Annotated in this window: 14 protein-coding genes and 1 riboswitch; of the genes, 7 read left to right on the top strand and 7 right to left on the bottom strand. The window is 62.6% G+C overall.

The window, feature by feature from the left end:
• The first annotated feature begins 27 nt into the window (after window positions 1–27).
• Window positions 28–1515, top strand: a complete 1488-nt coding sequence (locus CIW50_RS11600; RefSeq protein WP_149531356.1) for a cobyric acid synthase — start codon at window positions 28–30, stop codon at window positions 1513–1515.
• Here the strand turns inward: CIW50_RS11600 and cbiB are convergent.
• Together cbiB and CIW50_RS11590 are read right to left on the bottom strand one after the other, a co-directional pair.
• Complete coding sequence (gene cbiB / locus CIW50_RS11595) at window positions 1488–2456, bottom strand: adenosylcobinamide-phosphate synthase CbiB (RefSeq protein ID WP_149531355.1); 969 nt, start codon at window positions 2454–2456, stop codon at window positions 1488–1490. The genes CIW50_RS11600 and cbiB overlap by 28 nt on opposite strands.
• Window positions 2456–3277, bottom strand: a complete 822-nt coding sequence (locus CIW50_RS11590; protein ID WP_246664225.1) for an ABC transporter substrate-binding protein — start codon at window positions 3275–3277, stop codon at window positions 2456–2458. Before CIW50_RS11590 ends, cbiB begins: the two co-directional genes overlap by 1 nt.
• 51 nt (window positions 3278–3328) lie before the next feature.
• Here CIW50_RS11590 and cobD point away from each other — a divergent pair, with 51 nt between their 5' ends.
• Entirely contained in the window at window positions 3329–4315 is a 987-nt protein-coding gene (cobD, locus tag CIW50_RS11585; RefSeq protein WP_149531353.1) for a threonine-phosphate decarboxylase CobD, read from the top strand.
• A 12-nt stretch (window positions 4316–4327) separates the two neighbouring features.
• Here the strand turns inward: cobD and CIW50_RS11580 are convergent, their stop codons facing one another.
• The 5 genes from CIW50_RS11580 to CIW50_RS11560 all read right to left on the bottom strand — a co-directional run bounded on the left by CIW50_RS11580 (window position 4328) and on the right by CIW50_RS11560 (window position 10481).
• Window positions 4328–5110 carry an ABC transporter ATP-binding protein gene (locus CIW50_RS11580; protein ID WP_149531352.1) on the bottom strand — a complete coding sequence of 261 codons (783 nt, stop codon included), beginning with the start codon at window positions 5108–5110 and terminating at the stop codon, window positions 4328–4330.
• Window positions 5107–6132, bottom strand: a complete 1026-nt coding sequence (locus CIW50_RS11575) for a FecCD family ABC transporter permease (protein ID WP_149531351.1) — start codon at window positions 6130–6132, stop codon at window positions 5107–5109. The genes CIW50_RS11580 and CIW50_RS11575 overlap by 4 nt, the downstream gene beginning before the upstream one ends.
• Window positions 6126–8111 carry a TonB-dependent receptor gene (locus CIW50_RS11570; protein ID WP_149531350.1) on the bottom strand — a complete coding sequence of 662 codons (1986 nt, stop codon included), beginning with the start codon at window positions 8109–8111 and terminating at the stop codon, window positions 6126–6128. The genes CIW50_RS11575 and CIW50_RS11570 overlap by 7 nt, the downstream gene beginning before the upstream one ends.
• Window positions 8112–8143: 32 nt before the next feature.
• A riboswitch (cobalamin riboswitch) is annotated at window positions 8144–8347 on the bottom strand.
• Between the two features lie 46 nt (window positions 8348–8393).
• The gene (locus CIW50_RS11565) at window positions 8394–9182 is read right to left on the bottom strand and encodes an alpha/beta fold hydrolase (RefSeq protein ID WP_149531349.1); all 789 of its coding nucleotides are present in this window, start codon (window positions 9180–9182) and stop codon (window positions 8394–8396) included.
• 3 nt (window positions 9183–9185) lie between these two features.
• Window positions 9186–10481, bottom strand: a complete 1296-nt coding sequence (locus tag CIW50_RS11560; RefSeq protein WP_149531348.1) for an O-acetylhomoserine aminocarboxypropyltransferase — start codon at window positions 10479–10481, stop codon at window positions 9186–9188.
• A gap of 136 nt (window positions 10482–10617) precedes the next feature.
• Here CIW50_RS11560 and CIW50_RS11555 point away from each other — a divergent pair, with 136 nt between their 5' ends.
• The 5 genes from CIW50_RS11555 (at window position 10618) to uraD (ending at window position 14392) form a co-directional block, all read left to right on the top strand.
• Entirely contained in the window at window positions 10618–10860 is a 243-nt protein-coding gene (locus CIW50_RS11555) for a hypothetical protein (RefSeq protein WP_149531347.1), read from the top strand.
• A gap of 141 nt (window positions 10861–11001) precedes the next feature.
• Window positions 11002–11265 (top strand): hypothetical protein, encoded by a 264-nt coding sequence (locus CIW50_RS11550; RefSeq protein ID WP_149531346.1) that lies wholly within the window; start codon window positions 11002–11004, stop codon window positions 11263–11265.
• Between the two features lie 866 nt (window positions 11266–12131).
• Entirely contained in the window at window positions 12132–12545 is a 414-nt protein-coding gene (locus CIW50_RS11545) for a DUF3830 family protein (RefSeq protein ID WP_149531345.1), read from the top strand.
• Window positions 12545–13480 carry an allantoinase PuuE gene (gene puuE / locus CIW50_RS11540; protein WP_149531344.1) on the top strand — a complete coding sequence of 312 codons (936 nt, stop codon included), beginning with the start codon at window positions 12545–12547 and terminating at the stop codon, window positions 13478–13480. Before CIW50_RS11545 ends, puuE begins: the two co-directional genes overlap by 1 nt.
• A gap of 24 nt (window positions 13481–13504) precedes the next feature.
• Complete coding sequence (gene uraD / locus CIW50_RS11535; RefSeq protein ID WP_149531343.1) at window positions 13505–14392, top strand: 2-oxo-4-hydroxy-4-carboxy-5-ureidoimidazoline decarboxylase; 888 nt, start codon at window positions 13505–13507, stop codon at window positions 14390–14392.
• The last annotated feature ends 72 nt before the right edge of the window (window positions 14393–14464 follow it).

Here is a 14464-nt window from a genome sequence, read left to right as displayed (position 1 = left end):
AAAGATCATGCTCATGAAAGAAACCATATGAACCTCACGACGCCCGCGCTGATGATCCAGGCGACCGGCTCCAATGCCGGCAAGTCGACGATCGTCGCTGGCCTTGCGCGGGCGCTGGTGCGGCGTGGCCTCAAGGTCGCACCTTTCAAGCCGCAGAACATGTCGAACAACGCTGCCGTTGCCGTCGATGGCGGCGAGATCGGCCGCGCGCAGGCGGTGCAAGCGCGCGCCGCCAGGCTGCAGCCGAGCGTTCATATGAACCCCGTGCTGTTGAAGCCGGAGACCGACACCGGCGCGCAGGTGATCGTGCAGGGCCAGCGCTGGGGCACGCTGCGGGCGAAGAACTATCTGGAGAAGAAGGCGGCGCTGTTGCCCGCTGTTCTCGAGAGCTTCTCGCTACTCGCAGATCAGGCGGACATCGTTCTCGTCGAAGGCGCCGGCAGCCCTGCGGAGATCAATCTGCGCGCCGGCGACATCGCCAATATGGGCTTCGCGGCAGCGGCCAACATTCCTGTCGTGATCTCCGGCGACATCGATCGCGGCGGCGTCATTGCGAGCCTGGCCGGTACGCATCTGGTGCTTGAACCCGAGGAGCGCGCGCGTATCCATGGCTTCATCGTCAACAAGTTTCGCGGTGATCCCAGTCTGTTCGATAATGGCCTCACGGCGATCACGAGGCTGACGGGCTGGCCATCCATCGGTGTGTTGCCATGGTTGCCGCAGGCGGCGTTTCTGCCGGCCGAAGATGCGGTCGATCTCGATCGCACCCATGCCTCGTCATCGACCCGCATCATCGCGGTGCCGGTGCTGGCACGGATCGCCAATTTCGACGATCTTGATCCGCTCGGCATGGAGCCCGGCGTGAAGCTGGTCTTCGTGTGGCCGGGAGAAGCCATTCCGGGCAATGCCGACGTGATCGTCATTCCCGGCAGCAAGTCCACCATCGGCGATCTCGCCTTCCTGCGTACGCAGGGCTGGGACATCGACATCAAGGCGCATGTCCGTCGTGGCGGTCATGTGCTCGGTCTTTGCGGTGGCTATCAGATGCTCGGCAAGACCATCGCCGATCCCGATGGTGTCGATGGTTCGCCGGGCACAGTCGAAGGGCTCGGGTTGCTCAATATCGAAACGCTCATGAGCGCCGACAAATCCACCACGCTGGTATCTGGTTCGCATTGCGCGACTGGCGCGGCAATCGAAGGGTATGAAATCCATCTCGGCCGCAGCGAAGGGCGCGACTGCGCGCGGCCGCTGCTCATGATCGATGGACGTCCTGATGGTGCTGCGTCGATCGATGGGCGCGTACAGGGCACTTACGTCCATGGTCTGTTCACAGGCGATGCATTTCGCAAGGCGTGGCTAGCAAATCTCGGCATTGCCTCGTCTCTGGCCTATGACGCGCAGATCGAAGCTGCGCTCGATGCGCTGGCTGATCATTGCGAAATGCATCTCGATATCGATCGGCTGATCGAGATTGCCCGCAGCCGTCACAGCAGCAGCGTCAGCGCGGCATAGATCGCCGCTTGTAGAACACAAGCGGCGACGAACACGCGAAGCGCTCGACCTATGTCATCGGGCACAGCGACACGCCCTTCTGCATTGAGATAGGGATCGTTGACAGCACCCTCGGCATAGACGCGTGGCCCAGCTATTGCGATCCCGAGCGCGCCAGCCATGGCACTTTCCGGCCAGCCGGCATTGGGCGAGCGATGCTTGGAGGCGTCACGCATCATGATCTTCAATGACGCGATGATTGATCCGCGTGCGACCGGCGCAGTGAGCGCGACCAATATTCCCGACAGTCGTGCCGGGATCAGATTGACGAGATCGTCGAGCCGCGCCGCGGCCCAGCCGAAATCCTGATACCGCACGCTGCGATGGCCGATCATGGAATCGGCCGTGTTGATGGCCTTGTAGGCGATCAGGCCGGGCAAGCCCAACAGCGCCAGCCAGAACACCGGCGCGACGATGCCGTCGGAGAAATTCTCTGCGGTGGATTCGATGGCGGCGCGCGACACGCCGGAATCGTCCAGCCTTTCAGGATCGCGGCCGACGATCATCGCAACGGCCCGTCGTGCCGCCCGCAAGCCGCCGTCGGCGAACGCGCGATGCACGCGCGCCACATGCTGATACAGGCTGCGCTGGGCGATCAGCAATGAGGCGATCAGGGCTTCGCTCGCAAAGCCGATCCACTTGTCGTTGAGGAGATCGGTGAGCAGGCCGCCGACAAGCGTTGCGAAACTCACCAGCGCAATGACCGTTACGACGCCTGCCAGTTTGCGCTGCTGCCTCGACCAGCTCTCACGATTGAGTCGACGTTCCAGCCAGCCGATGCCATTGCCGATCCAGACGACCGGATGCGGTGCGCGTCGCCACAGCCAGTCGGGATCGCCGATCACGGCGTCGAGCAGCAGCGCGGCGACCACCAGCAGGAGCGCGTCGCCATGGACCAGCATCAAGGCGCCACGCGGCTGATTTCGGTGGTCAATCGATCGAGCGCTTCAACGATGGTCGGACCGCCGCAGGCGGTGAGGCGCTCGGGCAGCACCAGTCGCTTCGATGCCGGATAGAATTTCTCCAGTGCTGGATGCAACAGGAAGGCGCGGCCTTCGTCTTCGGCGAAGTCAGTATTGTCGGTGACCAGCAGCAGATCGGGCTTCAGGGTGACAATCGCTTCCAGTGAAGCGAAGCCGCCGGCCTTGAGACCGAGCTCGCCGCCGGCATTGCGCAACCCGACCGCTGATAGCAACGACGTGGTCAGATTTTCGCCGCCGGACACCCAGCCGCGCCGCGACACTGCCAATACGCGCAGCGGTTTGCGCTGTACGGCGGCATGGGCCTGCGCGATAGCAGTATCGAGTTTCGCTATTTCGGCTTCAGCACGGTCCGGATGTTTGACCAGCGCGCCCATCTGGCGGAGCTGCTTCCTGACGTCGTCGAGCGAGCGGGCCGGATCGAATTCGGCGACCTTGAGCCCCTTCTCTTTCAGGAGTTCGCGGGTCGCGCGCTTGGTGAAGCGGCCGGCGACAACGACATCCGGCTTCAGCGCCAGCACGTCCTCGGCCTCGCCGGACAGCAGCCGGAATGCCTTCGCCTTGTCCTTGTCCCAGGAGCGGAACGGATCGCGCGCATAGGGGCTGAGGCCGAGGACCTGCTCGGGATCGGCGAGGGTGACGAGCAGTTGATCGGTGCAGAGATTGATCGAGGCGATGCGCGGCAGATCGGCGGCACGGGCCTGGAGCGAAGTGCCTGCGAGCAGAGCGATTGTCGCGGCCACGACCGGCCAAAGTCTCTCGCACTTGGCCCGATATGATGGCATGACACTGCCATGAAACATGGTGGCGATCTCACGCAGGCGATGGCGGAATTCGGCGGCGCGCCGGACCAATGGCTCGATCTCTCGACCGGGATCAATCCATGGCCGTGGCCGATTCCTGCCAACCTGCCGAGCCATCTTTGGGAACGCCTGCCGACGCGCGCCGACGAACGAGCTTTGCTGTCCGCCGCGCGCGGCGCTTACCATGTGCCCGATGGCGTCGACATCGTTGCCGCTGCTGGCACGCAGGCGCTGATCCAGTGGCTGCCGCATCTCGCCGAGCCGGGCGCCGTGGCCATCGTCGGGCCGACCTATAACGAGCATGTCGCGGCCTGGCGTGCCGGCGGACATGAGGTTGGCGTGATCGGCAGCCTCAGCGCGCTGCCGGATCACGCAAAGCATGTCGTGATCGTCAATCCTAACAATCCCGACGGGCGCATCGCCACACGCGACGAACTCGCTGATGTTGCAGCAATCCTGCAGCGACGTGGCGGCTGGCTTGTGATCGACGAGGCTTTTGCCGATGTCGATCCCGCCATCAGCGCTGTCGGGCTGTGCGCAACGCTGCCGGTGGTGATCCTGCGGTCGTTCGGAAAATTCTACGGCCTTGCCGGCCTGCGCCTCGGCTTCGCGCTCGCTGCGCCGCTGATCGCGCAGCGTATCGCAACGGCCGTTGGCCCATGGGCTTGTTCCGGACCAGCACAGGTCGTCGGCGCGGCCGCTTTGCGCGACGAGCGCTGGGCCACGCAGACTCGCGTCGCGCTGGTCGCCCAGGGTATCAAGCTCGACACCGTGTTGGCCGATGCCGGTTTCGAGATTGTCGGCGGCACGTCGCTGTACAGGCTGACGCGCCATGTCGATGCCTTGAAGTGGCATGCGGCTTTGGCGCGGCAACAAATCTGGTGCCGCCGCTTCGACTGGAGCCATGAGCTGCTGCGGTTCGGTCTGCCGCCCGATGCGGCTGCGCTTAATCGGCTTGCTGCTGCGCTGGCGAAATAGCCGCCACATTCTTCAAACTCCCGCCCAGGGCAGGATGATCGTTTCATTCCGGTGCTCGGCGCGATAGGCGCTGATGCGAAAGACATTGGCGACGATGTCATCAGACAGCGCCTGTTGCGGCGAGCCCTGCGCGGCGAGGCGTCCATTGGACATCACAAGCACCGTATCGGCGAAGCGCGCGGCGAGGCCGAGATCGTGTGTGACCACAATCACCAATACGCCGCTGTCGGCGACATCGCGGAGGTTTTTCATGACGTCGATCTGGTAACGTGGATCGAGCGACGCGGTCGGCTCATCGGCCAGCACGATCGGTGCCTCGACGGCGAGAACGCGAGCCAATGCGACGCGGCTGCGTTCGCCGCCCGAAAGCTCGGTGACGCGGCGATCGGCAAAGGCGACGATGTCGGTGGCCTGCATCGCGCGCGCGACAGCGGCCTTGTCCGATGATGTCAGCCGCGCCGGATCGGTCGCGCCATGCGGATAGCGGCCGAGGGCGACGACGTCCTTCACATCGAGCGGCCAGTGCACGACATGGCCTTGCGGCAGATAACCGAAACGCTTTGCGCGCTCGCGTAGCGGCAGGGACGCCAGCGCATCGCCGGCGACGTGGATTGTGCCTGACGAGGGTTGTAAGCCCGCCAGCGCGCGCAGCAGCGTCGTCTTGCCGGCGCCGTTCGGGCCGACCAGCGCGACGAGATGCTGGCGGTTGAGCGAGAGCGAAACGTCGTGCAGCACAGGGCGGCCAGAGAGCGTGACGCTCAGATTGCTCGCCGTCAGCAGCGCCTGATCACTCATGCGACGCCTCCGCCCAAGGCGCGACGCTCGCGCATGATCAGATAGAGGAAGAACGGCACGCCGATGATCGAGGTCAGCACGCCGACCTTGATGTCGGTGGTCGATGGAATCAGGCGCACCGCGATATCTGCAGCCAGCAACAGCGCCGAGCCGGTCAGCGCGCTCGGGATCAGCAGGCGCGCGGGATCGTGGCCGATGATCGGGCGCATCAGATGCGGTGCGATGAGGCCGATGAAGCCGATCGTGCCGGTGACAGCGACAGCGCCGCCAACGCCGAGCGCGACGCCGAGGATCACCAGCAGGCGCAGACGGCTCACATTGACGCCGAGGCTCTGCGCGGTCTCTTCGCCAAGGCTGAGCGCACGGAAAGCTGAGCGCTGGCTCATCAGGAGGATTGCGCCGGCGACAATGAACGGCAGCGCCAGCGTGACGTGACGGAAGCTGCGGTCTTCCAGTGAGCCAAGCAGCCAGAAAGCTATTTCCAGTGCAGCGAAAGGATTTGGCGACAGGTTCATCACCAGTGCGGTCGCGGCGCCTGCGAGACTCGAGATCGCAAGACCGGCGAGGATCAGCAACAGCAGGCCGGCATTGCGACCGGCGATACCGAGCAGCACGAACACCGACAGGAATGCCATGGTGATGCCGGCTACCGGCAAAGCCCATGAGCGGACATCGGCCCAGCCGAGCGAGATCATCAGCACAGCACCGAAGGCTGCAGATTGCGGCGCGCCGAACAGCGATGGCGAGGCAAGGGGATTGCGCAGCAGGCCCTGCAGCGCGGCGCCGGACAGGCCGAGTATCGCACCGATCGCCAGCGCGAGAATAGCGCGCGGCAGGCGGATTTCGCGCACGATGATCTGCTGCACGTCGCTGCCGCCGCTGAACAGTGCATCGAGCACCGTCAGCGGCGAGAGTTTGACGGGTCCCGTACCCAGCGAGCCCAGTGCCAGCAGCGTGACGAGACCGACGAGTGCGATGGTCGCGATCGTCCGGCGGCGTGCTGCTGGCGCTGCGGTCACCATGTGGCGTTGAAGCCTGCGTAGGCCGCAGGTCCCGTGGTGCCGAAGTTCAGCACTTCCTGATAATGCTCATTCAGGATGTTCTCGCCGCGGGCGAAGACCTTCCAGTTCGCATCGATCTTGTACTCGGTATAGAGATCGACGCGGGTATAGGCATCGACCTGACCGACCTGATTGGCACTGCTGAAGCGCTTCGACACCGTCGTGATGCGCGGCTCGATCATCCACTTGTCGGTCGGCGTGATCGTGAGTGCGAAGCGGGCGAAGTTCTTGGGACGACGTGCCAGGATCGCGCCGTTCGAAAGGTCGATGGCGTGTAGGTAGGTGTAGGCTGCGTTGAATTTCAGCAGTCCTGGCAGGATGTCGATGGTCGATCCGACCTCGAGGCCGCTGGTTTCCGCGCGGGCAACGTTGACGTAGCAACCGCTCTGTGTGCCGGTACAAGGGGTGGCTGCCGAGGGGGAGACGAAATTAATGAGATTACTGAAGGTATTGGAGAATCCTGTTACGGACATTACCACGCGACCATTCAGGAAGCTCTGATCAATGCCAGCATCGTAGCCAAAACTCTCTTCCGGCACGAGCGTGCGAGTACCATTGTCGGGTGAGTAGAGTTGATACAGCGTCGGCGCCTTGGCGCCGGTGCCGGCACTGGCATGAAACTTTGTACCCGTCTCCGCGATGTTGTAAGCGGCTGTCGCCCGCCACGTTTCGAACCGCGCCACGTCCACGACGTCGTCAACGCGGCCGCCCAAGGTGACGCTCAATCGTTCGCCGATCGGCAACTGCCAGAGCGCGAACAGGGCATTCGTATCCTGTGCTTTACCCAGCTGCGGCGTTAGAGGACTAGCCGGCTTAATGCCGGCCTGCGAGATGTCCGCGGTCTCGTGCTGTGTCTTGGTGCCATAGACCAGTGTACCCAGTGGCCCCAGCTTCAGCGTACCTTGATATTCGGCGCCGACGCTATTGGCGAGATACTGCGAGTAAACGACCTTTGTATTCGCGGGCAGAGTGTTGGTGGTGTAGGTCGTCTCGTTGAAGGTGCGTTCGATATGAGTTTCGAAAACATTGATCTGGTGGTTCAGCACGCCGCCGAGCGTGTCGAACGTCGCTTTCCCCCACACCTGGTCAAGCTGACGTGTGGCATTGTTGGGCGTGTCGGGAAACTGTGGGCTCTTCGACGTCGCGCTGTAAGTGCCATCGTAAGCGGACCGCGTGAAAGACGACAGGATACCGGCTTCTAGCCTCACGTCACCGACATCATATCCGATCCGGGCCGAGCCGCCGATGCGATCGAATCCGTCCCGCTCGAGATTGGGATACTTCGCCTCCAACGCCGGAATACGATAGCCGAAGCGCGAGAAGCCGTTGCTGTGCTGACCGCTGCCGGTAAAGGCGTAGGACCATGGTCCCTGCGAGCCGGTCAGCGATCCGCTGGTCGAGGCGGTGCCATAACTGCCGCCCTCGGTGCGGATGTTGAATTGCGCCGGGCCGGAGCCCTTCTTGGTGATAATGTTGATGACGCCGGTCATGGCGTCGGAGCCGTACAGCGCGCTCTGTGGCCCCTTCAGCACTTCGATACGATCGATCGAACTTGGGGCAAACATTGTGAAATCATAATCGCCGCTCGCCGCGGTTGGATCGTTAATACGGATACCGTCGATCATCACCAGCGTCTGGCCGGTATTGCCGCCGCGCATGCGGATGTTGGTTGTGGAGCCGGGGCCACCGGTCTCGCTGATGTCGAGGCCAGGCACGGTGCGCAGCGCATCGACCAGCGAACCGGGATTGCTGGTCGTGATGGTCTCGCCTGAGACGACGCTGATCGAACTGCCGGTGCGATTGAGTTGTTCGGGTGCTCTGTCCGCCGTCACCACGATTTCGGAGAGTTGCTCGGCATGGGACTGCGCATGCGCAGCGTTGTGAGAGCAAGACAGAACAACAACGGCTGCAGTACCTGCAGCCAGATTCCGGATAGTCATTTAACCCCTTCCGTCGACCCACCGTCGAACGAGTGTGAAACTCGTTACCGGCCGGTCTCCTGGCTCGCGGTGGTCTCCCGGTCCGCCTTCCCGAGCTTGCAGAGCAAGGTCAGTGGCTTTGTGGACCCGGAATGGCCGCTTACAGTTGCGGGGGCAGCCGCGGCATAGGGGATATCTCCCCGCACCGCATTCCCGTTTCACCTCCTCGCGGAGGCACCGATAACGACAGACAGGAAGCACAGCACGCAGCGCGGTGCAACAGCCATCGCCGCGTTCCAGACTCTATTGCTCCACCTGTAGCGCGGCGAGCACGTCGTCGGGGCGTTCGACCATCATCATGTGGCCTGTACCGGGCAGAATCACCGTGCGCGCGTTTTTCAATGCTGCTCCCAAGACCTTGCCGGCTTTGGCGGGAGTCATCATGTCCCGCTCGCCGAGGATGAGCGTGACAGGGATATCAAGCTGGCCCGCAGCAGTCAGCGCATTCTGGTATGTATTGCAGGCGTTGAGATCGGCGAACAGCACACCGGGCTTCGTCGCCTCGAGCACGCGCTGTGCGCCGCTATGCATCCACAACCCCGGCGCGAGGCTGCCGCCAAGTTCGGCGCGAAAGCCGAGCCCCCAGATCGACACCATGTCGATGGCGGCGTGCTGATTGGCTTCGGCGTCCTTGAGCAGATCCGGGCCGACGGTCATCGTTCCTGCCGTACCCATCAGATCGAGGCGGGTGACTTTACCGGGATGGCGTGCCGCGGTTTCCAGCGCGATCAGCGAGCCCATGGAATGGCCGATCAATCGCGCAGTCTTTGCGCCCGCGGCATCGATCAGCGCGGCTGTCCAGTCGGCGAGGTCGGCAATGGTGGTGAGCGCTTCGCCTTGTGAGCGACCATGGCCAGGCAGATCCGGTGCCAGCACGGCAAAACCGTGATGCGCAAACCAGCGCGTATGCAGCGCCCAGGTCGAATGATCGAAGCCGGCACCGTGGATCATCACGACCACTGGCAGGGAGGGATCGAACGTGCGGCCGCCATTCGCGATATAGGTCTCGTGGCCATTGACGGTGAGTTGCATCGCTCAGCCCTTCTGCGAGATGCGCAGCGCCTGCGCGAGGTCATCGATGATGTCATCGGCGGCTTCGATACCGACGGAGAGGCGGATCAACTCCTCACCGATGCCCGCGGCCTTGAGTTGCTCGGCGTCCATCTGCTGATGCGTGGTGCTTCCGGGATGAATGACCAGCGTCTTGGCGTCGCCGACATTGGCGAGATGACTGGTGAGCTTCAGCGCCTCGATGAACTTGCGACCGGCATTGCGGCCGCCCTTGATACCGAAGGAGACGATGGAGCCGGCGCCGCGCGGCAGCAGGCGCTTCGCCAGTTCGTAGTCCGGGTGATTCTCCAGCGACGGATGCAGCACCCAGTCGACCGCCTTGTTTGCGGTGAGCGCTGCGAGCACCGCATGTGTATTGGCCACATGGCGTTCCATGCGAATGCCCAGCGTCTCGACGCCTTGCAGCAGCTGGAACGCATTGGTCGGCGAGAGGCAGGCGCCGAAATCGCGCAGGCCTTCGGTGCGGGCGCGCATGATGAAGGCGGCCTTGCCGAACTGTTCGTCGAAGACGATGCCGTGATAGCCGGCATAGGGTTCGGTCAACACCGGAAATTTTCCAGAGGCGTGCCAGTCGAAGCGGCCGCCATCGACGATGACGCCGCCGATGGCGATGCCGTGGCCGCCGATCCATTTGGTGGCCGAGTTCATCACGATGTCAGCGCCGAGCTCGATCGGCCGCGACAGGTACGGTGTCGCGAAGGTGTTGTCGATCAGCAGCGGAATCTTTGCGGCATGGGCGATGTCGGCGACGGCGGGAATGTCGAGCACTTCGAGGCCGGGGTTGCCGATGGTCTCGCCGATCATCAGTCTGGTGTTCGGCTTGATCGCCGCCTTGAAGGCCGCGAGATCGCGCGGCTTGACGAATGTCGTGGTGATGCCGAAGCGTGGCAGCGTGTGCGCCAGAAGATTGATAGTGCCGCCATAGAGCGAGGACGATGCCACGATGTGATCGCCGGCACCGAGCAGCGTCGCGATCGCAAGATGCAGTGCCGCCATTCCTGATGCAGTGCACACCGCGCCGACGCCGTTCTCGAGCGCAGCGAGACGTTCCTCGAGCACCGCCGTCGTCGGATTGGAAATGCGCGTATAGATGTGGCCGGCGCGTTCGAGGTTGAACAGGGCGGCGGCATGGTCCGAGTCCTGGAACACATAGGACGTGGTCTGGTAGATCGGCACGGCGCGCGCGCCGGTCACAGCATCCGGATGCTGGCCCGCATGCAGACTCAGCGTTTCGAAAGCGGGCGGTTTTGGTGCTGGCATGGTCGGTTCATCCCTGGGCGCGATTTGCGACATCTATGGCACGAATCGCATGCGACTGTGAGTCGGCGATATTTCAACTCACGGAACGAAATGCGTAGAGGCGACTTGTAAGACGTCAATCACGCGGAGATTCGTCATGAAGAAATTGCTGCTTTGCACTGCGGTTGCGACTCTCGCGTTTTCATCGGTTGCGGCCGAGGCGAAAGGCTGTATCAAAGGCGCCATCATTGGCGGAATCGCGGGCCACTATGCAGGACATGGCAAGGTCGGCGTCGTTGCAGGTTGCGTGATCGGACACCACGAGGCAAACAAGGCGGATGCCGAGCGTGCGCAGAAGGCGCAACAGCAACATTCGCCGAACCAGAACGGTCGCATCTGATAATGACGCGATCCAATTCGGTGTTGTCGCCAGCGCTGGACGGCATAGATAAAATTTGATGGACTAGACCGGTTCTGAGAACCTCACCCTCATCGGGTTGGGGTTCTTTTCGTCTCTGTACGATACCGGACGAGAATGGGCGTGGACGTGGTGCTGCATCGGGATGTGTTTTGGCTCGGTAAACAATGGGCCGTTACCGGTTACGGAATTCAGGCTGTCAGCCAGAAGCACAACATGAAGTTCGATATCGAGGTGTCGCAGATCTGGAACGAGGATCTGGATGCCTTGATGCGCGATGAGCCATGGTTCGATGCGCAGGATTTTGCACAGGCCCTCGATCGCGCGAGGCAGCGTGCGACAGAAGCGCCGACGACGTTCAAGCCACCGCTGAGTGATGAGCGGTAGCGGCAGCGCATTATTGCAGGATTCAAATTTCAAACAGCGGCTGCTTTGACGACATGCGCTCGCATTCTCGCGGCGCTTGCGCGTCCGAGCTATGAGCATTCCTTCGACCCTCTCCGAAAAGAGGGCGTGCGGAACGCCGGGTGCCCGTTGCACCCTTGGGCCTGATGCGATGCGGTCTTCCGCAAGGATAATGCATCAGGACTTTCGGACGCGCAGGGCAAGTGCCCAGCGTTCCGCACGCGGTGTTTGACGGGGTGCCCGGCTTTCCAGATGAACCCTCAGACCCATCATTATTAGACCCCATTGCGATGAGGTCGGATTAGCGCAGCCAAGAACCGGACGCCTCGGATGAAGTCGTCCGTCACACTGTCCAGAGGTTTGTCGATCCGAAGGCCGGCCGTCTCCTTGCCAGTGGCAGTGCTGGCGCAGATCCGTCCTGCCCGAAGACAGACGTCACCCATGAACCGCGTGACGCCGCATCTCCGGCGCCACCGCATCCCACCCCGCGAACGTGACGATCGCGATCGCCCCTCTCGGTGGGGCAGGACGGAGGGGAATATAATCAAAGAAGGGATACTGTCAATGAGAGATAGGAAAAAATGTTTTAATGCCGTGTTTCCGCCCCACACTCGTCATTCCGGGGCGTGGCCGGCACTTGCCGGACGCGAATCCGGAATCTCGGCATCGGAATCTCCGACCGTGCCAAACATATCGGGATTCCCGGGTTCGCATTTCAGCGGCTGCGCCGCTTTTACGCGTCCCGGAATGACGGTGTTGGACCGCCAAAAACTGCGGCTTGCTTCTTTCGCCCCCTGCTGCAATCTGGATGGATCACTGTCAGTCCCCCAATTTATGAGATCCCACGGATGAGCCAGCTTAAAGTCCATGTCGGCGACTTCACCTTCGACGCGAAATTCGAGGACAAGGACGCTCCGAAGACCGTCGCCGCCTTCAAGAAGGCGATGCCATTTGTCAGCCAGGCGATCCATGTGCGCTGGAGCGGCGAGGGCGTCTGGATGCCGCTCGGCGATCTCGATTTCGGCGTGCCCTATGAGAACCACACCAGCTTTCCCGCGCCGGGCCACATCATCCTCTATCCGGGCGGCATCAGCGAGACCGAGATCCTGCTGGCCTATAGCGGCGTGCATTTCGCCAGCAAGATGGGCCAGCTTGCGGGCAACCACTTCATCACGCTGACCTCGAACCTCGAAAACCTCAAAGAGATGGGCAAGACCGTGCTCTGGAAGGGTGCGCAACCCGTCCGTTTCGAGATGGTGTGATGACCTCAGGCCAGTATCCCCGGGATCTCCGCGGCTACGGCCGCAATCCGCCCGATCCGAAATGGCCGGCCGGCGCCCGCGTCGCCGTGCAGTTCGTGGTCAATTTCGAGGAAGGCGGCGAGAACAACATCCTGCATGGCGACCGTGCCTCGGAAGCGTTCCTTTCGGATGTACTGGGCGCGCAGCCCTGGCCGGGCCAGCGCCACGCCAATATCGAATCCATGTTCGAATATGGCTCGCGCGCCGGCTTCTGGCGGTTGTGGCGGATGTTCACCGAACGCAACATGCCGACCACGGTGTTCGGCGTGGCGACAGCCCTGCAGCGCAATCCTGAAATCGTCGCGGCGATGCAGGAGGCGAAGTGGGATATCGCCAGCCACAGTCTGAAGTGGATCGAGCACAAGGACATGTCGGAGCCCGAGGAGCGCTTCGAGATTGCCGAGGCGATCCGCGTGCATACCGAGGCCACGGGTGCGCGCCCGACCGGTTGGTACACCGGCCGCAGTTCGATCAACACCATTCGCCTGCTGATGGAAGCAGGCGGCTTCAAGTATCTGTGCGACTCCTACGCCGACGATCTGCCTTACTGGATCAGGGGACCCAGCGAACCGCAGCTCATCATTCCCTATACGCTCGATGCCAATGACATGCGCTTCGTCAATCCGCAGGGTTTTGGTGGTGGCGACGAGTTCTTCACTTACCTGAAGGATTCGTTCGATGTGTTGTATGCGGAAGGCGCGACGTCGCCGAAGATGATGACCGTGGGCCTGCATTGCCGCGTCGTCGGTCGTCCTGGCCGTGCGGCGTCGCTGATGCGGTTCCTCGATTACATCGCGAGCCACGAGCGCGTCTGGGTGCCGACGCGCCTTGATATCGCCGAGCACTGGCACGCCAATCTGAAACATCTTGCCGCCGACGCCCGCGCCATCGGATAGACCTGGATTGGGATAAGCCCTGTCATGACAGAGAAGACGCTCGACGAACTCAACGCCTGCAGCAAAGCGGATTTCGTCGCAGCGCTGGCGAATATCTTCGAGTATTCGCCGTGGATCGCGGAGAAGGCCGCGGACGGTCGGCCATTCGCGGGCGTGAAGCAGTTGTTCGCCGCGATGCGCAAAGTGGTGGAGGAGGCGGCGTCGAGCCAGCGACTGGCGCTGATCAAGGCGCACCCGGATCTCGCCGACAAGACGCAACGCGGCGATCTCCTGACGGCTGAATCCAATGCCGAACAGAACAGCGTCGGCCTGGATCGGCTGTCGGAGGCCGAGTACGCCGCCTTCGATCGCGTCAACACTGCCTACCGCGCAAAATTCGGCTTCCCCTACATCGTCTGTGTCCGCCGCCACACCAAGGATTCAATCCTCGCGGATTTCGAGAAGCGGCTGCCGAACGATCCGGCGGCCGAGGTCGCGGCTTCGGTCGCCGAGATCTGCAAGATCGCGGCGCTGCGCACCGACCTTTTGATCGACGGGCCGGAACGCCTGCAGGTGCATGGCCGGCTCTCGACCCATGTGCTGGATACCCATAGCGGAAAGCCCGCAGCCGGGATTTCGATCGAACTGGTCGAGCTGTCCGATCTCGGCGCCAGCCGCGTGATTGCGCGCACGCTGACCAATCACGACGGCCGCACCGATGTGCCGCTGATCGGCGGGCGCCCGGTGCCGACCGGACGCTATGAACTGACCTTCAAGGTCGGCAGCTATTTCAAGGAGCGAGGCGTGGCGATGTCCGATCCGCCGTTCCTCGACGAGATTCCGCTGCGCTTCTCGGTCTATGAGCCCGAAGGCCATCTCCACGTGCCGCTGCTGGTGACGCCGTGGAGTTATGGGACGTATCGCGGGAGCTGAGAAAGTCGGCCGATCCTACATTCGACCCAAACAGGTCGCCTCATCACAAAACAAAAAATCAGGGAGAACGTC

The organism is Tardiphaga sp. P9-11 (assembly GCF_008329525.1).
In the GTDB taxonomy this organism is placed as follows: domain Bacteria; phylum Pseudomonadota; class Alphaproteobacteria; order Rhizobiales; family Xanthobacteraceae; genus Tardiphaga.
Note: the sequence above shows the minus strand (reverse complement) of the source record. Positions and strands in the feature narration are given on the sequence as shown.